General features: G+C 47.6%; 18 protein-coding genes. 14 read left to right on the top strand and 4 right to left on the bottom strand.

Annotation, left to right across the window (positions count from 1 at the left end):
• From Q0Y54_RS04590 to Q0Y54_RS04575, 4 genes are all read right to left on the bottom strand, one after another.
• On the bottom strand, positions 1–777 hold a 777-nt coding region (locus Q0Y54_RS04590; protein WP_297964752.1), incomplete at its 3' end, for a hypothetical protein.
• 5 nt (positions 778–782) lie between these two features.
• Positions 783–2,012 carry a hypothetical protein gene (locus Q0Y54_RS04585; RefSeq protein ID WP_297964750.1) on the bottom strand — a complete coding sequence of 410 codons (1,230 nt, stop codon included), beginning with the start codon at positions 2,010–2,012 and terminating at the stop codon, positions 783–785.
• A 579-nt stretch (positions 2,013–2,591) separates the two neighbouring features.
• The gene (locus Q0Y54_RS04580; RefSeq protein WP_297964756.1) at positions 2,592–2,762 is read right to left on the bottom strand and encodes a DUF1653 domain-containing protein; all 171 of its coding nucleotides are present in this window, start codon (positions 2,760–2,762) and stop codon (positions 2,592–2,594) included.
• Between the two features lie 246 nt (positions 2,763–3,008).
• Entirely contained in the window at positions 3,009–3,530 is a 522-nt protein-coding gene (locus Q0Y54_RS04575) for a hypothetical protein (RefSeq protein ID WP_297964748.1), read from the bottom strand.
• 643 nt (positions 3,531–4,173) lie between these two features.
• On the opposite strand from Q0Y54_RS04575, the gene Q0Y54_RS04570 reads away from it, so the two are divergent.
• The 14 genes from Q0Y54_RS04570 (at position 4,174) to Q0Y54_RS04505 (ending at position 24,374) form a co-directional block, all read left to right on the top strand.
• Complete coding sequence (locus tag Q0Y54_RS04570; RefSeq protein WP_297964746.1) at positions 4,174–5,505, top strand: phosphatidylserine decarboxylase; 1,332 nt, start codon at positions 4,174–4,176, stop codon at positions 5,503–5,505.
• Positions 5,506–5,815: 310 nt separating this feature from the next.
• A complete protein-coding gene (locus tag Q0Y54_RS04565; RefSeq protein ID WP_297964744.1) occupies positions 5,816–6,247 on the top strand; it encodes an HI0074 family nucleotidyltransferase substrate-binding subunit in 432 nt (143 codons plus the stop codon).
• A gap of 10 nt (positions 6,248–6,257) precedes the next feature.
• A complete protein-coding gene (locus Q0Y54_RS04560; protein WP_297964742.1) occupies positions 6,258–6,545 on the top strand; it encodes a nucleotidyltransferase family protein in 288 nt (95 codons plus the stop codon).
• A 175-nt stretch (positions 6,546–6,720) separates the two neighbouring features.
• Positions 6,721–7,851: a UDP-galactopyranose mutase gene (gene glf / locus Q0Y54_RS04555; protein WP_297964740.1), complete on the top strand. Its 1,131-nt coding sequence runs from the start codon at positions 6,721–6,723 to the stop codon at positions 7,849–7,851.
• A 205-nt stretch (positions 7,852–8,056) separates the two neighbouring features.
• Positions 8,057–9,538: a TIGR02677 family protein gene (locus Q0Y54_RS04550; RefSeq protein ID WP_297964738.1), complete on the top strand. Its 1,482-nt coding sequence runs from the start codon at positions 8,057–8,059 to the stop codon at positions 9,536–9,538.
• Between the two features lie 3 nt (positions 9,539–9,541).
• Entirely contained in the window at positions 9,542–10,762 is a 1,221-nt protein-coding gene (locus tag Q0Y54_RS04545) for a TIGR02678 family protein (RefSeq protein WP_297964736.1), read from the top strand.
• Positions 10,759–14,919: a TIGR02680 family protein gene (locus Q0Y54_RS04540; RefSeq protein WP_297964734.1), complete on the top strand. Its 4,161-nt coding sequence runs from the start codon at positions 10,759–10,761 to the stop codon at positions 14,917–14,919. The genes Q0Y54_RS04545 and Q0Y54_RS04540 overlap by 4 nt, the downstream gene beginning before the upstream one ends.
• Entirely contained in the window at positions 14,912–16,177 is a 1,266-nt protein-coding gene (locus Q0Y54_RS04535; RefSeq protein WP_297964731.1) for a TIGR02679 family protein, read from the top strand. The genes Q0Y54_RS04540 and Q0Y54_RS04535 overlap by 8 nt, the downstream gene beginning before the upstream one ends.
• A gap of 129 nt (positions 16,178–16,306) precedes the next feature.
• On the top strand, positions 16,307–18,004 hold the full coding sequence (locus Q0Y54_RS04530) for a phospho-sugar mutase (protein ID WP_297964729.1): 1,698 nt from the start codon (positions 16,307–16,309) through the stop codon (positions 18,002–18,004).
• 55 nt (positions 18,005–18,059) lie between these two features.
• Complete coding sequence (locus Q0Y54_RS04525) at positions 18,060–19,622, top strand: hypothetical protein (protein WP_297964727.1); 1,563 nt, start codon at positions 18,060–18,062, stop codon at positions 19,620–19,622.
• Between the two features lie 15 nt (positions 19,623–19,637).
• Positions 19,638–21,281 (top strand): glycosyltransferase family protein, encoded by a 1,644-nt coding sequence (locus Q0Y54_RS12630; protein WP_366072277.1) that lies wholly within the window; start codon positions 19,638–19,640, stop codon positions 21,279–21,281.
• A 58-nt stretch (positions 21,282–21,339) separates the two neighbouring features.
• Complete coding sequence (locus Q0Y54_RS04515) at positions 21,340–23,079, top strand: hypothetical protein (protein WP_297964725.1); 1,740 nt, start codon at positions 21,340–21,342, stop codon at positions 23,077–23,079.
• A 124-nt stretch (positions 23,080–23,203) separates the two neighbouring features.
• Positions 23,204–23,497, top strand: a complete 294-nt coding sequence (locus Q0Y54_RS04510) for a zinc-ribbon domain containing protein (RefSeq protein WP_297964723.1) — start codon at positions 23,204–23,206, stop codon at positions 23,495–23,497.
• 103 nt (positions 23,498–23,600) lie between these two features.
• Complete coding sequence (locus Q0Y54_RS04505) at positions 23,601–24,374, top strand: basic amino acid ABC transporter substrate-binding protein (RefSeq protein ID WP_297964721.1); 774 nt, start codon at positions 23,601–23,603, stop codon at positions 24,372–24,374.
• Positions 24,375–24,465 lie beyond the last annotated feature (91 nt).

Below are 24,465 nucleotides of genomic sequence, written 5' to 3'. Positions count from 1 at the left end.
AGTGCCAAAATCCAATCCATACTCTGCCAATTTAGATGCCAATTGAGGATCAAATGAACTTATTACAGGAAGTGGTAATCCATTCGTACTGTACATATCAGAATTTAAATGTATTATTTCTTTTAAAAATGAACATCCTACTTTTTTTATTCCTTCGGGGCCATCCAATAGTTTACTTGCAGTGTTTGTTAAAACCAATACAGTAGATGCATTTTCTGCAAATATATCCCTTTTATCCGCTGTTTTTATATGATAAGAGATAAAATCATTCGTTGTTAATGTTGACGTTGCAATATTGGCGGTTCCAAATATTAAACCTAAAAGCGGGTCATGCCCCAAGGTTTTTGATCTGTGTCCTAAACTTCCTCCGCCAGACAGTCTACCATCTGCACCAATATTTGCATCGAATGGTACAGGATTAGTAATTATTTCTTCTAATGAAGGATTATAATATCTATGATGCCTATCAGAGTGTTCTTTTCCTTTACCGACTTCTTTTGCAGCTGTCTGATCATCAACCCTCTCTGGGAAAAAAGTCAACAAATGCTGTCGCAAAAGTTGTAACCCTACTACTACAATCATTATCATGAACTCATGTCCGTTTAATGATGTTTTTTCCTCAAAGCTTCTATCTAACTCCATAAGATATTCTGGCGTATTTTCAGCAAATCTTAACAATCTGTTAATTCTAATCAAACCATCATCTATATCATTTACCACTTGTTTATTGACATCTGTTCCTTTTTGTCGAATACTTCTAAACTCATCAACCTCCATTTGTATCAAAGCCTCCTAATCATTGTATAAATAGTATTATATTGAGCATACTTTTGGATTTCATCATTCAATGCCTTATTGAGTTCGTCAAGGCAAACAGCATTTATTTTCTTAGCATTTTTTATTTCTTTTATATATTGTCTAATATAGTCTTTCTCTCTATCTATTTTTACCTGGTATTTTTCCAAAACTTCACTGTAAAAAAGATTATATTTTTCTTTATACTTTTCTTTATTGTGCTTATCCAAGTTGATACCAGCAAATACTATTAATGAAACAATAAACAAAGGTGTTGCTAAAGAAGCCAATCCTGCTGTAGCCCCAGTAGCAGCAACCGCTCCACTTCCTATTGCCCCGCTACCTACTGCCCCACTGCCGGCAGCAATATTAATCCCCTCTATAATAGTCCCAGAATTCACTAAATTTGTTATAAATTTATTTGCCTGACTAGACTCTTTTCTTTTATTATCAATTTCTTTTACCAGGCACTTGTTATCCATTTTATATTGTAAAAACAACTTCTCTATTGCATCACATTGAGCCTCATAATCACCATTTAGCCTAGCAAGATGGTTTTTCAATTTTTCAATTCTATTTTTTATTTTTTGAAGAACAGGCCCACATCGCATAGTAGCTACATAAATTGCAGCCTCATGAGCTTCTTTTTCCTGATCTACAAGCAAATAGTCCGCTATTCCTTTTGCAGTATCCAAAGGTATATTCAAAACACTTTTTACTATTCCTTCATTTGAAGACGCAAGTGAACCACTCAATTTTTTTTCAAATAAATCTTTTATATTCTCGGAATAGGATACCAATCTATCATATTGAATCGATACTTCATCTGCTTTTTTTCCCATATTTAAATGATTGAGTACATCTATAAGGAAGTCCTTATGTTCTTCAATTGTTATGACTACTTTGTCTAACTCAATAATTCGTGTAAAAATATTGGCTTTTACACTTCTAAAATGACTATCCTCATCTAAACACACTAGGCCAGACACAAGTATTAAAGTAGAACTAGGTAAATCAAATAGTTTTAAGGTTTTTGATGCATAGTCTAGTTTTTTTTCAGTTTCCTCAAAATATATTTTTAATAATCCATCTATCTTTTCCTTACTGTACTCAACAGTCCCTGGACTTATACCATTATATCCTTTAGCAATTGAGCCCTTTTCCTCCACATAATCAGGATCTCCAACACCGCCATTAAAAAATGTTGTATTCGACATATAATATAATCACCCTTCCACATATTCAAAATAGTGATTAACGATTACCATGCTTACTCTAATTCTTTATCAGCATACATAAATCCTTTTTTGACAGTTAATTATTAAAAGTGTATGCGTTTCTTTTCTAACTATCTCCTTTATCTCTATCCATTATTTCCGCTATTCTCCCTACTATAATTCAAAGTGCTGACAGTCCTATAATACAAGGCAGTCAGGCACTTTTCCTATAATTAAAATTTATCAATTTTCTCATACTCGGGTTCTATATAACTTATTTTGAAAATGCCGCCATATTTCTTCTGGTCTAGGTAATTCTCTATTCATAAATCCCCCACCATAATGTAAGCAATTCTACACCATTTTCTAAAACCCTTTTTCCAATCGTTAATCCCGTATGCACCACACAAATCAAGCGTAGTTCTTACTACTTCTAAGACCTCCGCCCCTATACGCAAAACGCCCCTCAAAGCCCATATATGGCATTTGAAGGGTGTTTTATTTGTATCAGGGTAGTCGTTATTGTATCTGGTAAAATGAGCCACATAACACAATGGTAATGATTATCGTAATTCCATATTACTCCACCCGTTCAAATCTATACTCCTGCTGAACATCAGGATATTTCTCCCGATCCACTTCGCTCATAAACATATCAAGCGGTCTTGCATAAATCACCTCATCACCATACATAGCCTGATACACAACAAACTGTTCATCGGTCTCAGTGTGTTGAGCAATGGCAATAATCTTATAAAAGGGCTATAGGTATCTTATATTTTTGAGTGACTTGTTCTGTCAGACGAACCGCCAGACATGCATCGACGTCAACATAAATATTAGCCATTGCTGCTCAACCCGCATAAATCTAAATCCTGCTGAGATTCAGAATACTTCTTCTAATCACTTTACACATTAAGTATAACAAAAATGAAGAGTATGCATTCTAAGGAAAGACCTACTGGAATAATCCAACAGGTCTTCCTAATTACAATACTATAATTGCGCATTCCTGTAAAAGTCTTCTGAAAATGGTCCATAATACGACTTACTGTATTCGCTATATTTCTGCATCGTACCATAGAATTTCAGATTATACGCCAAATAAAAGGCCATCTCGCCTGCGGGCATTCTAATTCCAGAATCTGCCCATGAGCCCCAAGGGTCTAGATAATCCCACGTTCCATTCTTATCATGATACATTCGTTTTGTATTCCAGTTATAATAAAACCTATATGTCTTTACACCTGTTATTTTACCTTGACCTCCTGAGTAAAAATCCCGTTCATCACCAACGACACTATCGGCAGAAACAACATTTACTGCAATAATATATTCTGGTGGTGCGTATTTCTGAACATTCAATGATGAACGATCAACATACCATGCGACTCCCATATGGCCATCTACCAAAATAAAATTACTGTCGCCATTTAGGTGTGATGGGTAATTGGCGAACGAAACTGCTGCAAAGCACATGACCACAATAAAAGACAATAATGAGATTACTTTTTTCATACTAATAGCCTCCATTTCATGGACATAAAACATATAGGTTCAAAGATAATATCTTCTAACAAATCCTATGTAACAGTTCTACACATTTTTAGTAAACCCTTTTTTATATAAGTTTTTATAATGCTATAACCGTAAATCACTTCCAAGGACCTCAATGATTGTATCATTAACAATGTATGCATAACCCATGCCCCTGTGGCTATTATAACGAGCTTTAAGATGTCCCCCACCTCTTTAGGTGGGGGGAAACAAATTACAACAGCTGGCGAGCATATCTCTCAGTGCGGACATATCAAAGCAGCAACGATGCTTTGTTAATACGTCCCATGCGAAAGTGTCCTACAAAGCAAGACAATAGTCGAAGCTGAGTAGCTGACACTGACCGCCTCGTGCGACGCGCAGCTAGTCCTGAAAGGGAAACGCTAATTGGAAGCTTTTTCGTCTAAAAAAGAAAGAATTTAATAATTGCGTTATAATAGTCTTAGTGCTGCTGTAAAAGAGTGCGGCAGTTTTCTTTTGCCCGAAATTTGGTGCAGCTGGAAAGAAATATCTTGTTTTTGCAGGATTATGCTGTGGTAGGATAGAATTTACAGGACAAGGTATCATGAATAACCAGTGGGGCTTATATAAGGAGGATTTTTTTATGAAAAGGAAAAACTTTGTGGCAATATGGCTTTGTGCTTTATTGCTGGCAATGAGTACGCTGTGGATAGGCGAGGCTATAGCTGCACAAGCTGAACAGCCATCAGGCATTTCAACGGCTGTAGGGCGGCCAAAAGCTTCCACAAGCTTCAGGGAGGTAATGATTAACCATCCTGATATACAAATATTGGTGGAAAAGTCTATTAAACAGGCATCAATTATCAATCCGGACAGGAAAACCAATCCAGTGCAATCTTTGGATGAGCTCTATGGCTTCCTGGACTATACAGTAACCTGTATGCCTTGGAATATCATGCCGGAGGAACGATATGGAAGCTTTTCCACAAAATGTGATCAGAGCATTCTCTATGTGTACTGGCTTTTGGATCAACCCCTGGAAGAGCTTAAGGACAAAGAGCTGTTCTATCCGTCTGTAGAGTACCTTGAACCGCTATATACGTGGTTGACAGAGTACAACAATACATGGCGTGATTTCCTGGATTCAGAAGCATCGTGGAAACAGGAATATTTGGATATGCTTCTTCGGGATCCATCCTGGAATCTTGATAAGGGTTGGTATGAATCACCGGATAACTGGCATTCATTCAACGAATTTTTCTCCAGAAAGCTGTCAAATGGAAATGCCCGTCCGATTGCTGCACCTGACGACGAGAGGGTTGTGGTTTCACCTGCGGATTCCCTTCCCCAGGGCGTGTGGAATATCGATGAATCCGGAAGCTTCTATGCCGATCCTATTAAAAGGGAAGACGGTGTAATAATTAAGGATTCCACCTTTGTATCTGTTGAGCAGCTGCTGGGGGAGCCGGGAGCTGAGTACGCGAAATTATTTCACAACGGAATATTGACACATACGTATCTAAATTATGATGATTATCACAGATATCATTTCCCTGTGTCCGGAGTCGTTGAAGCAGTATATAAAATTCCTTACGCCAATGCGGTTGGAGGAATTGTTTATTGGGACAAGAATAAAGAGCTGTATGTTTTGGAATCAAATTCCCTTTCATGGCAAAGTGTGGAGACAAGAGGCTGTGTTCTTATAAGGACAGCATATGGCATGGTGGCCGTTATTCCAGTGGGGATGGGGCAGGTTTCCAGTGTTAATTTTATTGAAACGATAAAGCCTGGGACAAAAGTGAACAAGGGGGACGAGCTGGGCTATTTCTTATTCGGTGGTTCCGACTGTGTAATGCTGTTTGAAGGCAAATCCGGTTTTAAGCTGTCTGTAGGGAAAGGTGAAAAAGGCGGTTATTCCGCTGGTTATCGCCATGTCTTCTGTAGGGAAGAATATGGGAGATTTTTGGGTAAATAACCGGCCAAGGCCTAATCAGGACTCATTGAAACAGCGGGGGGCATCTACGCCCTCCGCTGTTCGTGGTGCGCCCAGCATGGATACACTAAAAGTCGTTTTAAAAAGTCGCATATCATCATAAAAGTCCCTTGAAAAAGTCTTGTCGCTTTATTAGGATAAAATAGAGTTATTTTTGAGATTTTAGTTGCTGATTTCTTTGGCAAAATGGGCCGTAAGCTATATTATTTCCATAAATCGGTATAATTGAAATAAAGATCCAGGTATAATAGAGCTAGACATTGCATAGTGAACTGGATGAAAGGGAAAATATATGTTTGAAGAAAAGCAAATGGTTGATTTGCAACCAGATATTCATAAAAAAGTTTGTAATTTCCTTAAAGCATTGGATAATTTAAAAACAATTGAAGGAAAAACACCACCCTATGATGCCATTACTGAGGCCGGAATGGTGTCTTTGTTCGAGATTTGTTTTGAACAGGCATGGAAGGCTATGAAGGAGCGGTTGGAATTTAATGGTTATGGAGAACGGAAATTAGGTTCACCAAATGCCATAATTAAGCTTGCCTTTCAGGCTGAAATGATTGATGATGAAGAGCTTTGGCGTGCGGCGTTAAGGGCACGAAATAATGTGGTGCATTCCTATAGCGATGAAATTGCCCTGTCCATTATTAAAGACACCCAGGATAAATTTATCGCTATGTTTGATAAACTGCGTAAAGAGTTGATTGATAATTGGTTGTGAGGTGCCGGCAATGAATTTGCCCGAAAAGGTTATAGATAAAATCATAGAGCTTGCCAGGAAATATGGAGTTAAAAAGGTGATATTATTTGGCAGCCGCGCCCGGGGTGATAATTGGGAACGCAGCGATATTGATTTGGCCATATCCGGCGGAGATAGAGTCCGCTTTACTCTGGACGTGGATGAATCTGAAATAGTTCCTACGTTGTTGATGTTTGATGTAGTGGACTTGGATGAGCCTTGTAATGAGGAATTGCGGGAGTCGATAAATAGGGACGGAGTTGTGCTATACGAAGAATGATAATCTATTGTCTGAAGCAAAGATAATTGTTGCTGATATGTTTAGGGTAGTTAAAGAAAATTGGCGCGAATTAGCTAAAAAAATGGATTGAGTCGAAATGCAATAGAAAAGATGTGTCAAGCATTTAGAATGGCTGAGAGTTGGATAGTTGATTAAATTTTAAGGGGAAAAATTTATGAAATACGATTATTTAATAGTAGGCTCTGGCCTTTTTGGGGCGGTGTTTGCCCAGCAGGCCAAGGATGCGGGGAAAAGGGTATTGGTTATCGATCGGCGGGATCACATTGGGGGCAATGTTTACACCGAAAGGGTGGAGGGCATCAATGTCCATAAGTACGGTGCCCATATTTTCCACACCAATGATAAAAAGGTGTGGCAATATATAACTAAATTTGGGGAGTTTAACCGCTTCACCAATTCGCCGGTGGCCAACTACAAGGGGGAGATTTATTCTCTGCCCTTTAATATGTATACCTTCAATAAAATGTGGGGGGTGGTGACCCCTGAGGAGGCGGCGGCAAAAATTGCAGAGCAGCGTCAGGAGATAAAGGGTGAGCCTAAAAATCTGGAGGAGCAGGCTATTTCCCTGGTGGGCCGGGATATTTTTGAAAGACTTATCAAGGGCTACACGGAAAAGCAATGGGGCAGGGATTGCAGGGATTTGCCGGCCTTTATAATTAAGCGTCTTCCGGTGCGCTACACCTATGACAATAATTATTTCAATGCCCTTTATCAGGGAATTCCCATGGGGGGCTACACCAGGCTTATAGAAAAGCTCCTTGAGGGGATTGAGGTTCGTTTGGGGGTGGATTATCTGAAGCATTCCTCCGAGTACGGGCAGGTGGCGGAAAGGATTGTTTACACAGGGTCAATAGACGAATTTTTCGATTATAAGCTGGGCACCTTGGAATACCGCAGTGTGCGCTTTGAAAATGAGCTGCTGGACAAGCCAAGCTTTCAGGGGAATGCGGCGGTGAATTACACTGACCGGGAGACTCCCTGGACCAGAATTATTGAGCATAAGTGGTTTGAGTTTGGCAGGGACGAACATGGCAATGCTTTGCCGAAAACTGTTATTTCCCGGGAGTATTCCTCCGAGTGGAAAAGGGGGGACGAGCCCTATTATCCTGTAAATGATGAGAAGAACAGTGCATTATACGCCCGTTACAGGGAAGAGGCGGCCAGGCTCAATAATGTAATATTCGGCGGCCGTCTGGGCACCTATGCCTATTATGATATGGATGTGACCATTGCCAAGGCCCTGGAGGCAGCTCAGGCAGAGCTGGGACAAACATCAATGGGTTAAGCTGGCTGAATTTATCTGGGGCAAAGCTCCCTATGGACAGGCACTCATGTTATTTGACTATATCCGGCGTGGCAGGGAGCCATAATTTTATTTGTCTGCCCCGGATAACATTGTATTCACGATATACGCTGTTGTATAATGATAATAGCGGTCGGACTGGGTACCACAGTCCGATATTTACCATAAGGTGATGGGGGGAGCATAGTTGGAGGAGCAGGATTTTCGGCGAATTTCCGAAATAAGCTATCTTAATACGGAAAATACCTGGCGTTACCGCTCAATTTTGCATTTTTGCTTTAAGCGTCACGAGCATATGCAGACCTATGTTTATCCCGAGGATATTTTTCATGAGTTAAAGCGGGATCCCAATTTTCGGGAGTATTCCTTTGAGCAGCTGGAGCAGGATTTGACCACACTGGTTGGCTGGAAAAACCTTATTCCCCATCAGGAAACCAGCCGGGCCAAATCCATAGTGGATTTCAAGAAGAAACGATATCGCTATCAGTGTACGCCCTATACCGTTGAGATAGAGCGCATGGTGGAAAAGCTTAAAACCATTGGGGAGGAATTTAGCGGTTCCCTGGAGACCACTCAGTTTGACCGTATTTTGCGGGCTTTGCGGGAGTTTTTGGCACCGGAAGCGGCGGTATCTGATGAGGAGCTGCATCAGCTTTGGGAGGATTTGCAGCATTATTTTCATACATTGGTGGAAAATTCCTCCGATTATTTGGCCCATTTAAAAAGCACCAAGGTGGAGGAGCGGATGCAGACCACTGCCTTTATTGTGTATAAGGATCGTTTTACCCAATATTTGCAGAATTTCGTTATTGGCCTGCAGCGTTCAGCCCAGAAGATGGAGAATTTGTTTAAGGGCAGTAATCCGAAATTGGAGGCCGGTCTGTTTCAGCGGTTGACGGATTACCAGCTGTCCATACCCCGTTTGGGGGAGGAAAAGGGGCCCCAGGAATATTTTGAGGATTTTCAGGAAAGCTTTTTGGTTATGCGGGAATGGTTTATGGGCACCAATTACCGGGAAAGCGAGCTGTCGGTGCTGTCCAAGGAAACGGTGGACACCATTCGCCGGATTACTAAATTTGCCCAGCGATTGGCGGAGCAACGGCAGGTTTCCCGCAGCCGCAAGGCGGAGTACCTGCACTTGGCCCACTGGTTTTCTCAGGTGGATACCAAGGAGGAGGCCGACAGGCTAAGTGCCATTGTGTTTGGGCCCACCGGTGGACGCCATTTTTATGCGGAAAGCCGGGAAATGGAGGACATGAACAGTCATATTGAGGAGGAGACGCCAACCCGCCTTGAGCTCAAGCCCCGGGTGAGTACCTATCGTGAGCGTCAGCGTCAGGTGCCTATTCAGGACCATGGGCAGGTTAAAAATGCGGTGCGGGAGGCTTATCTGGCGGAGCAGAAAAAATTGGTGGATACCATAAATGACCTGGCCTCTGATGGGGTCATTGATTTTGCAGCTTTGCCGGTGCTGAGCCGGGAGGTAAGGCAGATTCTCCTGGGCTGGGTGGCCAAGGCACTGCACAGAAATCCGGTTCGCACGGAGCTGGGCACCTTGGTTGAGCTGATTTATGATAAACAAAATCCTGCTTCCATCGTAATTCATTGCGAGGATGGGGATTTTTCCATGCCGGCAATGAGGTTTCGTATCAGGAAAGGACTGCAATGAGCTATGGCAGAGATTAGTGAGCAGGAGGAGCTGCGCCAGGCAGCCCGTATTTTATTGGAAAATCGCTGGGTTGCCCGTCGGGACATGCCGGATGAATATTTATTAATACGCCGTAACGAGAAGCCGCTACGGCAATTTTTTCGTGAAAAATGTGGTTGGCCATTGCTGGTGACGGCCCATTTTTATAAGCTGGAAAAAATTCCTGCCAACCCCTGGGGCTTTATGGGGCTAAAGGCCATGCAGGCCATTGAGGATTATGTGCTTTTGGCCTGTGTTATGGCCTTTTTGGAGGAGTATGAAGCCGGTGGGCAATTTCTGCTGGGGGATTTGGCTGAGGCCCTGCTGGCCTATTATCCCGAGGATGCCCATACCGCCCGTCTAAATTGGGAATCCTATAATTGGCGTAAATCCCTTATCCGGGTGCTGAATTATCTGGCCGAGGAGGGGATCATAAATATTGTGGACGATGAAAGCTCCGGCTTTGTCAATCAGGGCTTTAATGATGACGGGGCCATTGCCGGGGAGGCGTTATACGAGGTAACCACCCTGGCCCGCTATTTTTTGCGGTCCTTTCCCCGGGAGTTATCTGAGTATGCTTCCTGGGCGGATTTGCTGGAGGCGGATTATGTTACGGATGCCAATGAGGAGGCCAGGTCCCTCCGGCATCGCCGCAATCGGATTTATCGGGAGCTGCTGCTGAAGCCGATATTTTACCGCCAGGAGGAATATGAGGCTGAGTTCGCCTATTTGCGCAATCGCCGGGGGCGGCTGGAGGAAATTATTGAGGATTGGTTTGGCCTTCATTTGGAGCTGTACCAAAATGGGGCTTTGGCAGTGTCCCATGAGCAGTCTGCCTGGTTTTCCGACGTTTTTCCCGTACGCTTTCGGGGAATTCACGATATTATTTTGCATGCGGCCCATTATTTTCGTGGGTGTCCCTCTGAGCTGGTCAGCCAGCCCATGACCATTAATCAGTGGCAGGGGCATTTGGCGGAGCTGGCGAAGGCTACAAAGGCCGGCTGGACCAAGGAATATCGGGAAATGAGCCTGAAACGACTGTCGGAAAAATTGTTGGAGGAAATGACGGCCTGGGGCATGGTGAAGCTTGATGAGGATGATCTTGTTACGCTGCAGTCCGCCCTGTTTCGCCATGAAGGGGTATATCCTGGGGATTATGTTGCAGAAAAGGGCAGGAAAAGGGCCAAATCGGGGGATGAACAATGAGTGATAACAGATGGCAGGCTCATAGAGCCGGTATATTAAATTATTGGTATTACGATGAGGTGGAATTTTATTTTGCCGATGGCCGGCTGCTGCTGCGGGGCAGTAATGGCTCCGGCAAATCCGTTACCATGCAAAGTCTGGTGACTGTTCTACTGGATGGGATAAAGCGGGCGGATAGGCTGGACAGCTTTGGCTCCAAGTCCCGTACCATGGATGATTATCTGTTGGGGGAAAAGGAAATAAGCGATTACGATGAACGTACCGGCTATCTGTTTTTGGAATACAAACGGGAAAACAGCGACCAGTATATTACCACCGGTATCGGCCTACATGCCCGCCGTGGCTCCTCCAAGGTGGATTTTTGGGGCTTTATATTGCAAAATGGCCGCCGTATAGGTCATGATATTCAGCTGTATCACGTCAGCAAAAATCCGGAAAATGGCCAGGAGCAAAAGCTGCCCCTGACGAAACGGGAATTGGAAAATGTCATCGGCCAGGATGGACGGGTGACCACGGAACAGCGGGAATATATGGCCATGGTAAATCAATATATTTTTGGCTACAAGGATATTCAAAAATATGAGGAGCTGATGAAGCTGTTGATTCAGCTGCGCAGTCCTAAATTATCCCGGGACTTTAAGCCCAGTGTGATATACGAAATCCTCAATGGGTCCCTGCCGACCCTGTCTGACGATGATTTACGTCCATTGGCGGAAACTCTGGAAAATATGGAAAAGACCCGGCTGGCCATCGAGCAGCTGAAACGGGAGCAGGGGGCTTTTCAGGCGATTTGTACTGCCTATACAGCCTACAATACGGCGGTATTGGCGGAACGGGCCATGGGAGTCGCCAAGTGCGATGATATACTGAATAATCTGGCCAAAAAGGAGCAGCAGCAAAGGGATCTGCTGGCCCAGGCTGCCCAACAGGCCGAAGAGGCCCGCAGCAAACAACAGGAATTGGCTGTGGAGGAACGGGCCCTGCGGCAGGAGCAGGCCGATTTGCAGGAAAATGAGGCCTACAAGGCGGCGGAGAAGAAGAAGGAAACCCAGCTGACCCTGGAGCGGGAGGAAAGGGATTGCCGGCAGCGGGAGGGACTGCTGTCCGATAAGCGCCGGCGGGAGCTGGACCTCTCGGAGCAGGTTAAGGCTGAGGAATATAAGCTCTATGAGGTGGAAAAGCAGGTTGCTGAGGTTTTGGAGGATTTAGGCAATCTGGCCCAGGAGGCGGATTTTTCGGCTCATATGGCCCTCAGCCAGAGCTTTAAGCTAAATGACGGGGATGTGGCCGGTCATTTTATGCTGTGGCGCAATGAGCGGCAAAATCACATCAAGGCCCTGCAGCAGCTGCATAAACGGTTCATAGCCTATGATAATCTTCAGCAGCGGGTTCAGCAAAATGAACAGGAGCTGGGGGAGGAAAATCGCCGTCTGGACCAATATTCTTATGAATATCAGCAGTTAATGGAGGAACTGGAGCGGGAACGGGAAAATATCATTAAGGCCTTTTATGAGTGGAAAACCAGCTGGCAGAGGGTGGTTTCCTTCACCGGGGACCAGGAAAACCAATTGGTGGGCTGCTTGCGTGAGCTGTATTCCTCCAGTCAATGGCTGGAGGTGGAGCAGCATTTAAGTGAAGTAGTCAGCCACCATCAGCGGGAGCTGGATGGAGCCATAGGCCAGGTAAGGGCCGTCATTCAGCAGGTCCGGGAGCAGCTGACCATAGAGCAGGAAGAATTGCAGCACCTTCGGGAGGAGAAGGAGGCTGAGCCGGAGCTGGGAGAGGCCTATAAACAGGCCCGGGCTTCCCTGGAGCAGCATCATATTGCCTTTTTGCCCCTATACGAGGCCACGGAATTTCGGCCCAATGTACCGGCCCAGGTCCGGGAGCGTCTGGAATCGGCCCTGCTGGAGGCTGGTCTGCTGAATGCCATTATTTTGGAAAGCAATGAGATGGCCGGTAAGCTGCCGGAGACTATGCGGGGCAATGTACTGTTTAGCGGTGATGTGGTGATGCTGGCGGATTCTCTGATAAATTATTTGGAGCCGGTTCCGGGTGAAAGCGGTATTTCTGCGGCCCGTATTGCCGATATTTTGGCCAGCATTGTGGTGGATGATAATCTTTATCCGTCTCCTGGCGGTACCTCCCTGAATATTGAAGAGGGGGGCTATTGTCTGGGCAGTATTGCGGGACGGGCAGCGGAACGGCCGGAGGCTTTATTTATCGGCCGACAGGCCCGGGAGAACCACCGTCGTCAGCAAATTGCGGCCAAGGAGCAGGAAATTGCCGGCCTGACTGACCAGCTGACCCGGCACCAGGCTCAGGAGCAGGAGCTGCTGACGAGGAATGAGGAATTGGCTCGGGCCAAGGAGGAATTCCCCTCCCACCAGGGGGCTCAGCTGATTTATGACAAAGCCAGGGGCAAGGCCAATGAAGTAGATCAGCAGCGGCTTCGCCTGCAGGAAAGGGATGAGCAGCAAAAAAAGCTTACCCTGGAGCTGAGGCGGCAGCGGCTGGATATTACGGAAATGCGGGGAGAAACCACTTTGGGCTTTTCGGCCCAGGCCTATGAGGAGGCCCTGTCCCTGATGAATGAATACGGGGAGGAATACAACCGGCTGACTCTGCTCCAGGCGGATTATGCCCATACCGCCGAGCTGGCAGGCCAGCACAGGCAGGATGTGGAATATATCAGCGGCGAGGTGGATATGCTGAAGGGAGAGCTGCAGAAGCAGGAAAACACTATTTCGCAGCTGAAGAAAACCATTGAGGCCCTGACCAGACAGCTGGAGGATATGGATGCTGCGGCGGTTGAGGCCCGAATAAGTGCGGTTATTTCCCGCTTAAATGAAATACCTCAGGAGCTGATGAGGGTCTCCAGGTTGGTGGGGGAAAATGAGCGCAATAAAGCCACCCTTACTGCGGATTTAAGTATTTTGACCAGGCATCAGACGGTGTACGGCCTGCTGCGGGACAAGTGGAAGGGGCTGCTGCAGGCTGAGCTGCAACGGGGCTTTTTTGCCGGGGATAAGAAGGCTTTGCAGAAAATCATCCAGGAACGTCAGAAAAGCCGGGAGACAAAGAGCCTCCATTCCCTGGCCCAGCAGGTGGAAAATCAGTATGCGAAGCATCGGGATGAAATCGCCGAGTACCGGTTTTCCCTGCGGGAGTCCATGGACGAGGTGGGGGACTTCATTTCCCTGTCCCCCGAGGAGGAGCAATTTTTGCCCCGCTGGGAGGCCCTGCGGGATTATGCCGTGCGGCAGCTGGCAGTTACCGACATCGGCGGAAGAGGGCTCAGTCCCTATGAGCAGCTGGACCAGCTGAAGGAGCATTTGCTGGAGCAGGAAAACCTGCTGTCGGAGCAGGACAAGCAGATTTATCAGGAGATAATTCTCAATAGCATCGGCCGCACCATCAGTGAGAAAATATATGGTGCCGAGGACTGGATAAAGAAAATGAATAATCTCATGACCAAAAGCGAGACCTCCAGCGCGTTGCGGTTCAGACTGGAATGGAAGCCGCTGATTGGTGACGATGATGATGAAATGGATACCGCCGAGCTGGTGGAGCTTCTTCACAGTGATCCGGAGCTGATGAAGGAGGAGGATATGCAGCGGCTGGAGCAGCATTTTTCCTCCCGTATCAGAAGGGCCCGGGAGACGGCGGAAATTATGGAAAAGGATGCGGATGCCTTCCAGGCCTCTGTCAGGGAACAGCTGGATTATCGTAAGTGGTTCAGATTTCGGCTGTACTATGACAAGGGGGAGCAGATAAAGCGGCGTGAGCTTACAGATAAAGCCTTCTTCCGGTTCAGTGGCGGTGAAAAGGCTATGGCCATGTATGTGCCCCTGTTTTCGGCAGCCTATTCCCGTTATTTGGATGCAGGCAGTGATGCACCGCGGCTCATTACTTTGGATGAGGCCTTTGCCGGGGTGGATGAGCAAAATATGCGGGATATGTTCAGATTGGTGGAGCAGATGGGCTTTAATTACATTATGAATTCCCAGGCCATATGGGGGGATTATGATGTGGTACCCAGCCTGAATATATATGAATTGCTTCGTCCCCTCAATGCCAATTATGTATCGGTGCTGGGCTATCATTGGAACGGCACCGCCAAGGAGGTCATGGTGGAGGAACCGGAGCATGGATAAGGGACTGCAGGCAGAGGCGGCTAAATATTTTGCGGCTCATCCGGTGCTCCTGCGGCTGGTCAGGGAGTTTGGCCGCAAATATCGCAGCCTGGGGCATTTTGGCGGCGCAGTCAGCCTAAAGCCTTTATCGGAGGAGGAACAGCGGGATTTGGGAGCCTTTTTGCGGCGGGACCTTAAGGGGCAGCCCAAGGTGTCCTTTCGGGAATTTTCCGGGGCATGGGCCAAAACTCGGTTTGAGGCCATTCCTTGTCAGGCTTTTATATTATCCCTGCTGCCCAATAATTTTGTAAGCAAGCAGGAGGAGCGGCAGCAGCAGCAAAGCCGGCGACAGCGCATCCTGGACCGGCTTCTGGCGGACCATCCAGCGGGGCTGGCGGCGGACTGGCTGCAGGCCCTGAACTGCGGTGAGCTGCGGCTGTCCCAGCGGGATTTATATTATAATGTGGAGCTGCTTAACGATGTGGCAAGGGGGCTTGACCTGGTTCCCCATGGGTATCTGCGATTGCCGGTGTTTGCCAACCGGGCTGCCGGCAATCCCCACGCCTTTGATTTTGACCAGCCCGCCGGCCGTCTGCTGCTGCAGGCCCTGGCCTTTTTGGGCGGCTCACCGGTGCCGGTGGCGGCTGATGAACGAACCAGCCTGTTGTATCAATACCATATTATTCGGGATGATATATTGAATTTTGCCACGGTGTACGGCCTGGCGGCCTACAGGGAAGCTGGGGAGGAAATTGCCTATTGGCGGTTCAGTGCCCTGTCCGGCTCACCGCTGAATATTCCCCTGCGGGAAATTATTTTAGCCCATAAAATAGAGCCGGTGGCGGGCCGGAAGGTGCCTGTCTATATTGTGGAAAATTCCGGGGTGTTTTCGGCCCTGCTGGATGCGGTAACGGCCTGTGGCCGGCCTATTCCCCTTATTGCCCTCCACGGTCAGCTTAAGGCGGCCTCCTGGGCTATTTTGGATCGCCTGCACAAAAATGGCGGGAAAATTTTTTATGCCGGGGATTTGGATCCGGAGGGAATCGGCATAGCCCAGCACATTTTGTCCCGTTATGATAATGTGGAGCTGTGGCATATGTCGGTGGAGGATTATCAGGGGGCGGTGCTCGATTTGCCCCCGGGGCGGCTGAAAAAATTACCATCGGCCGTGCATCCCCAATTGGAAGCCTTGGTCCAAGAGATGAAGCGGCGCAGCAAGGTTCTTTACCAGGAAAGCCTGTTGGAGGAAATGATACATGATTTGGTCGAAGGGAAATGACAGCCTATGACTATCCCACGTTTGGCAGGAATTGGGACAATGTAGTTTACCAATGGCCTGACCTGGTGTATCATGTAAATGTGAAATTTTGACGAATAAAGTGTAAAATAAAGGCAGGAATATAGTAAAATGACAGCTGGTATTGATTATAAAAGAGAATTTGAGCGTTGGCTGGAAAGGGCTGACGAGAGCTTACAGAGTGAGCTGAAGGGCTATGATGAATCCCAGATTGAGGACAGCTTCTACAAGAATCTGGCCTTTGGCACAGGGGGACTTCGGGGAATAATCGGTGCAGGCACCAACCGCATGAACATTCATACTGTTTCCAAGGCGAGTCAGGGATTGGCAGCTTATTTGCGTAAAGAGTACGGCAATGAGGCCAGCGTGGTCATTGGTTATGATTCCCGCATTAATTCTGACCTGTTTGCCAAGGTGGCAGCCGGGGTTTTTGCGGCCAATGGGGTAAAGGTATTTATCTGGAACCGGCTTCTTCCGGTGCCTACTGTATCTTATGCTGTAAGGTATTTGGGAGCCAGTGCAGGGGTCATGATAACCGCCTCTCACAACCCTTCCCAGTACAACGGCTACAAGGTTTACGGCCATGATGGCTGTCAGATAACCACCGGGGCAGCGGCTGAAATTCTGGAGGCCATTGAAGCTGTGGATATTTTCGACGGGGTACATGGTGAGCCCTTTGACAGCGGTTTGGCGTCACGGAAAATTACTTATATAGATGAGGCGGTTTTTGACAGCTTCCTGGGGGAGGTAAAGAATCAGTCTGTTCTCTATGGTGACGCCATAGACAAAAATGTATCCATTGTCTATTCCCCTTTGAATGGCACGGGCCTGGAGCCAGTGACCCGTATTCTCAAGGAGGAGGGCTATACCAATATTACCCTGGTGGAGGAGCAGAAAATGGCGGATGGTAATTTCCCAACCTGTCCATATCCCAATCCGGAAATCAAGGAGGCCTTGGCTTTAGGTATTGAGTATTGCCGGAAGACAGGGGCGGATTTGATGCTGGCTACGGACCCGGACTGTGACCGGGTAGGTATTGCTGTAAGGGACCGGGCAGGGGATTATCAGCTTCTCAGCGGCAATGAGGTGGGCCTCCTGTTGTTGGATTATATTTGCGCCCAACGGGTAAAGCACGGTACCATGCCGGAAGGGCCGCTTCTTTTAAAGACGATTGTTACCATTGATATGGCGGATAGAATTGCTGAAAATTACGGTTTGGAAACTATAAATGTTTTAACTGGATTTAAATTTATTGGCGAGCAGATAGGAATTTTGGAGAGCCGTGGCGAGGAACACCGCTATGTATTTGGCTTTGAGGAAAGCTATGGATATCTTACCGGGGGATATGTCCGGGATAAGGATGGCGTGGATGGGGCCTATATGATTTGCGAGATGCTCTGCTTCTACAGAAGTCAGGGCATCTCCCTGTTGGATAAGCTGAATGAGCTGTATGAAAAATACGGCTATTCCCTGAATACCCTTCATAGCTATAAATTTGATGGGCCGACGGGGATGGCCCATATGAAGAAAATTATGGATCATATCAGGAAGCATATTTCCGTGGGCAGCTCCTTTGGGGAAGGCAAGGTCCTTCAGGTGGAGGATTACAGTGCAGGGTTCAACGGTCTGCCCAAGTCCGATGTGTTAAAGATTAAGCTGGAGCACAACAGCTCCTTTGTGGTACGGCCCAGCGGCACTGAGCCAAAGCTGAAAATTTATATTAGTATCAGTGCTGATAACAGGGAAAAGGCGGAGGCTATGGAGCGGCGTGTGGCAGAGGCCTGTCAGCAATTGGTGGCCTCCCTGTAGCCGACCAAGCTTCATCTGAACAAGGTTTCATTTTGTGGGTGAGCATATGGCAAACATGAGTAATGAATGTTGGAAAAACTATATAAAAATCCATGATTTGTGGAAAACAGGGCAATTCCAGAGGGCTGACAGCCTGATGCCGATTTTGCTGGAGGCCGGGGGAAGCCAGGTGTCCAAGGCCCGGCTGCTGGGGGCCTATATTAAGCGGTCCCTGGGGGATGTACTGGGGGAATTGGCGATTTTGGAGGAGCTGCGGGAGGAGGATTGCGCTGACGAACCGGAGCTAAGGGGCAATGTTTATAGTATGCTGGGCCAGGCGTACAATACCATTGGCCAGGCGGATAAGTCGGTAAAGAGCTTTATGCAGTCGGTGGAGGCCGAGACGGGTTGGGCCCAACGGCTGGTGGAATACAGCAATGCCATTTTCGCCGCTGCTGCCCTGCCCAATACAGATCAGGCTTTTTGGCAGAAGCTGTACTCAGGCTATGAGTCCCTGCTGGCCGAAGGGCAGGTGGAGGTGTATCCTCCCCGCAGGTATCGCCACAGCCGTATCCGCATTGGCTACCTTTCCAGCGATTTTAAGGAGCATCCGGTATCAGCCCTGCTGTGGCCCTTGTTGGACAAGGCCAACGCCAAGGAGTTCCAGATATTCTGTTATGGGGGAAACCGGGAGGAGGATTTTGTGACCAAGGCCTTTCGGGACAAGGCCGATGTTTATCGCCAGGTTTATGGCTGGAGCCATGATAAGATTGCCCGCCAGATAAATATTGACGAAATCGATATTTTAGTGGATTTAGGCGGTCATACCAGCAGCAATATGCTGCCGGTGCTGGCTTACCGGCCGGCCAAAATTCAGCTGTCGGCCCTTGGCTGGGTGGGCAGTACCGGTATGAAGGCAGTGGATTATGTTCTGGGAGATGAATATTGTACCCCGGACCGCCGGCAGGCGGCCTATGTGGAGCAGCTGCTGGCGGTAAAGGGCAGCCATTTCTGTTTCCATTTGTTTAACAAAATGCCGGAGGTTACGGAGGCTCCGTGGAAGGACAGGGGCTTTATTACCTTTGGCTGCTTTAATAATTTCAGCAAGGTAACAGATGAAATGCTGGGACTTTGGGGCAGAATTTTGGCCCAGGTACCCAACAGTAAATTGTTGTTGAAGCATAAGCTGTTCGATAATGAAAGCGGCAGGGCGTATACCCTGAAGCGGCTGGAGAAATGGGGAATTCCGTCCAACAGGGTGGAGCTGCGCCCCTTCAGCCGGGATTATCTGCGGCAGTATGGCGATATGGATATTGCCCTGGATACCTTCCCATATACCGGGGGAATGACAACCTTTGAGGCCATGTACATGGGGGTGCCGGTGGTGAGCCGCTACGGCAATAGCCGGGGGCAGCGGTTCGGCTACAGTATGCTCATGAATGTGGGGCTGGAGGATATGGCTGTGGATAATGCTGATGACTACGTATATGTTGCGGCAACATTAGGAAATAATCCTGATATATTGTGTGATTTGCGCCTTCATCTGCGGGAAATGGTGAAAAAATCCCCGCTGATGGATGAGCAGGAATATGCAATTCAGGTGGAAGGCCTTTATCGGCAGCTGATGCAGGATGTGTAACAGCAGGTAGAAGATATGACGGATGACAAGGAGCTTTGTTTACTACAGTACATACATAAAACAGAGGAAAAGCTTCGGGTTTTGCTGCTGGAGAATGTGGAATATATCCCTTCCCTGCGCTCCCTGATGGGAAATGCGGAGCTTTTTGTGGTGGCGGCGGATGAAGCCTTGCCCCATGACGAGCAATACAGGACAATGGATATACATTGGCTTACTGTAAACTACCTGGCGGAAAAGCTGCCTCTGCCGGAGGAGTCATTTGATATTATCATGGGGGAGGAGCTGTTTTTGGAGGCCTGGAATCCCCAGGATATTGCCTCAGGTCTGGGCTCATATCTGAAGGGCACCGGCTTTTTGCTCACCACCTTTACCAATGTCCGCTATTGGCGTAATATCCGGGATATGATGAATGGTCATTTTTATCATGTCTGCACCCATGTATTTACCCGCAATGAAATGATGTCCCTGCTGGGGGCCTCCTTCTTCAAGGATACTTATTTCCTGCCGGTAGAGGGGGCCCGGCAGGATGGGGCATTTATTCAGCAGCTGGAGGCCATGGGCTTTGATAATTCCTTCAATGATTTGTCTGTTAAGACCTGGATGGTTCAGGCCACCAAATCCATTGCTGAGGTAATGGCTCTTAAGCAGCTTTATACCCGGGAAATCCGCCGGGAGCTGGTAAACAGACTGCGGCGGACAGAATATGGTATCAATGTGGCGGAAAATGTGAAGCAGCTGTGGCGTCTCTTTGAAGAGGCCATGATGTTCCCTGAATATGTGGCGGATTTTGTCAGGCAGACCATTATCCGGCAGGAGGAATTTCTTGCTCATTTTATTAATGAGTTAAATCGGTTGGGGCATGAGGATTGGGGAAGGACCTTCCTTAAGGCTTTGGCTTGGCCCTACAGCCCGGAGCCCGCTCTGGCTCAGCCTGGTGAGGAGCTGCAAAAGGGGAGCCTCCCTCCTGGGGAGGTATCCCCGGACAGGAAGATTGCCTTTATTACCTGTGTGAACAAGGAAGAATGGTATGAGGAATGCCAGCTGTTTATTAATCATCTGGCGGTGCCGGAGGGGATGCAGGTGGAGCTAATCCCGGTGCGGGGAGCGGCCTCCATGTGCGCCGGCTACAATTGGGGCATGAAGCAGACCGATGCCCGATACAAGGTTTATATCCATCAGGATGCTTTTATAGGCCACAGGGATTTTATTAAGGAGCTGTTGGCTGTTTTTCAGGACAAAACCATTGGGGCCCTTGGGGTTATTGGAGCCAGAAGCCTGCCCAAAACCGGTATCTGGTGGGATGGAATGCGGACTGTGGGCCGGGTTCTGCATGCCTGTGAGGCAGAAAGTGTGGTGGACAGCCTGTGCCTGGATATTGACGGGCCGTATGTGGAGGTGGAGGCCGTGGATGGTCTCCTTGTGGCCACCCAGGTGGATATACCCTGGCGGGAGGACCTGTTTACGGGATGGCATTTTTATGAGATTGCCCAATGCATGGAGCTTAAACGCCGGGGCTATCGGGTGGTGGTGCCCCGTCAGGAGCCGTATTCCTGGTGCATTCATTGCCCAAAGGAGAAGGCCCTGGACCCGGCCTATAAGGTGTATCAAAAAATATTTTTGCAGGAATATGGCAGTGAATTGCATCCGGAGATAGATTGAGGTATAGAGGATTTTAGTGTTTTTTGGCGAATATATACATGTGTAATATCATGGTTGGATGGTGTGGAAATTGAGCATCGAGGAAAAGAATGGTTCCTGGTCCGGACAGGCGGAGCGGTTTTTGGAGGATGGGGATTTTTCCAATATGCGGGCCAGTGGCCGGGAAATACTGGAGGACAATATAAATAATCCTGAGGGCTGGGCGTTGGTGGCCGAGGCTTCGGTTTATCTTAATGATATGGAAACAGCCGAGGATGCACTGAATCACTTGTGGCACCTCGACTCCCAGAAAAGCGCGTCCCATGCAAGTCTTAGGGGGCTGTTTGCCACGGCCGCCTATTATGGGGCTCAGTTCATGCTGGATAAGGCTATGGATGCCTATGAGCAGCTGTTTAGACGCTTCAATGCCAAGCTTGGAACCGGAGCCTGGGGGGACATAAGCCACAAAATTATGGAGCGGGGCTATGCCTTTTATGCTGATACCTGTCTGTTGGCCGGATACGGTGATAAGGCGGCGGAAGCCACCTTTAAGGCCAGCCGTATCGTTTCGGATATTGATAAAAAGGCCATGTATCACAGCAAAGCCCTGTTTTTGACTAACTATCGGGAAAGTGGCAGTGTACGGCAGTTTGAACAGCATCAGCAGTTTGGCCACCTGCTGAGACCGGAAATGACCTTTCCCCATGATAAGGAAAAAAGGCGGAAGCCGCATTCCATCAGAATAGGCTTTATTTCCCCGGATTTTCGTCAGCATGCCGCTGCCTATTTTTTTACGCCCCTGCTGCGGGATTTTAGCCGGGATGGCTATAAAATATACGCGTATTTTACCGGCAAGGGGGACCATATTACCCAGCGCTTCAAGAAGCTGCCGGATGTGTGGCGGGATATGTACGGCAAAAATACCCTGAGTGTGGCCCGGCAGATTTTTGATGACCGGATTGATATTTTGGTGGATTTGTCCGGCCACAGTCAGAATAATTGCCTGCCTGTCCTGGGATACCGGCCGGCACCGGTTCAGATATCGGGCATAGGCTACGTTAATACCACCGGCCTGGGGGCTGTGGATTATTTCCTGACGGATAATATCTGCTGTCCCGATGTGGGGGACCAGCTTAAATTTACCGAAAAGCTGCTGAAGCTGGAGGGCTGCCATCTGTGCTTTTCCCCTGATATGCTGCGCAGTATGAAGGCGGAGGGGGAGGATACCCCTGCCGGGAAAAACGGATATGTGACCTACGGAAGCTTCAATAATTTTGCCAAGGTGACGGACGAAATGCTGCTCATGTGGCGGAATATATTGGAGGCACTGCCGTCAAAGCTGGTAATCAAATGCAAAACCTGCAGTGTTGAGTCGGGACAGAAAATCATCCGGAATCGGTTCAGGCGCATCGGCGGCAATCCGAAGCTGCTGGAGCTCAGGCCCTTTAGTCAGGATTATCTGCTGCAGTACCGTGATATAGATATTGCCCTGGATACTTCGCCGTACTGCGGCGGCCTGACCACCTGCGACGCCCTGTATATGGGGGTGCCGGTGATTAGCCTTAAAGGCTGCAGCCACGGCTCCAGATATGGGGAAACCATCCTTACAGCTGCCGGCCTGCCGGAGCTGGTCAGCGATGGCAAGCGGACCTATGTCAGCAAGGCGGTTCAGCTGGGACGGCAGGTGGAAAAATTAAATGAATTGCACAGGAATTTGCCCAAAGATTTACGTTTGTCACGTCTGATGGACAATAAGGCATATATGACGGATATAGAGAATAAAATTAGGCAGATTTGGGACCTGTATTGTAAAGTTTAGCTTGCTTTTTTTTATTTTTACATATATACTTGACGGGTAAGGATGTCTCTTTGACCACCTGTAAGTAGGTAAGATTAGTAAGTGTACAGTGGGATGTCAAATCAGAATTATGGGGGATTTTTTAATGGCTTTTGTAGACGAGACTTTAACGTGTAAGGACTGTGGCAAGGAGTTCATCTTTAGCGCAGGAGAACAGGAATTTTATGCAGAGAAGGGCTTTGAGAACAAGCCTGTACGCTGCCGTGATTGCCGCGACAAGAGACGTCGCAGCCGTGATGGCGAAGGTGGCAGGGAGCAGCGTCAGATGTTTACTGTAGTATGCGCTGAGTGCGGCAAGGAGACTGAGGTTCCATTCGAGCCTAAGAACGACCGTCCTGTATATTGCCGTGATTGCTTCCAGGCAAAGAGAAACGGTTAATTGTTTAACTGAATTAGTTATGGCGAAGAAGCCCGGAAGTGTTTTGCTCCGGGCTTCTCTTGCACATAAATGGTTTATGTATCATAAGGGAGGAAAATTGAACATGTCAAAGAAGATTATGGTGTTGTGCATGGCTGCCCTGATGGCTGTAATGGCTATGGTGGCAGGCTGCGGCAGTGATAAAAAGGCTGCTGATGGGGAAAAGGTTTTGAAGGTTGGCACCAATGCCGATTTTGCGCCTTTCGAGTTTCAGGGTGCTAATCCTAATGCCTATGAGGGCTTCGATATGGATTTGATTCGGGCTGTTGGCGAGGAAATGGGCTACAAGGTTGAGATTAACAATGTGGCCTTCGATGGGCTGATTCCATCCCTGGAGGCTGGCAATATCGACGTTATTATTTCCGGTATGACCATTAATGATGAGCGTAAGCAGAAGGTTCTCTTCTCTGATCCTTATTATAAATCTGGTCTGTCCATCATGGTGGCCAAGAATAATGATGCCATCAAGGGCTTCCAGGACCTGAAGGGCAAGAAGATAGCCGTTCAGATCGGTACTACCTCTGCTACCGAGGCCAAGAAGCTGGGCAGTGCTGAGGTTAAGGAGCTTAACTCCTCTGCCGATACCTTCATTGAGCTGAATGCCAAGGGCGTAGATGCAGTTATCAATGACAAGCCGGTTAATGACAGATACATTGTTGAGTCCAAGAACGATAATGTAAAGGTTCTGTCTGAGCTGCTGACCTCTGAGGATTATGGTATGGCCATCAACAAGAATAATGCTGAGCTTCAGACTAAAATCAATGCAGCGTTGAAGAAGCTGAAGGAAAATGGTACCTATGATAAGATTTATGAGAAGTGGTTTGGTTCAGCTAAGTAAATAAGGGGTTGACCGGGGCTGTTGCGTAGGCGGCAGCCCTTTTTTGTATAAAGAAAACCACGCGATAGTCGCGTGGTTCAGAAAAGCTTTA

This window comes from uncultured Anaerovibrio sp., assembly GCF_947302755.1.
GTDB lineage: Bacteria > Bacillota > Negativicutes > Selenomonadales > Selenomonadaceae > Anaerovibrio.
Note: the sequence above shows the minus strand (reverse complement) of the source record. Positions and strands in the feature narration are given on the sequence as shown.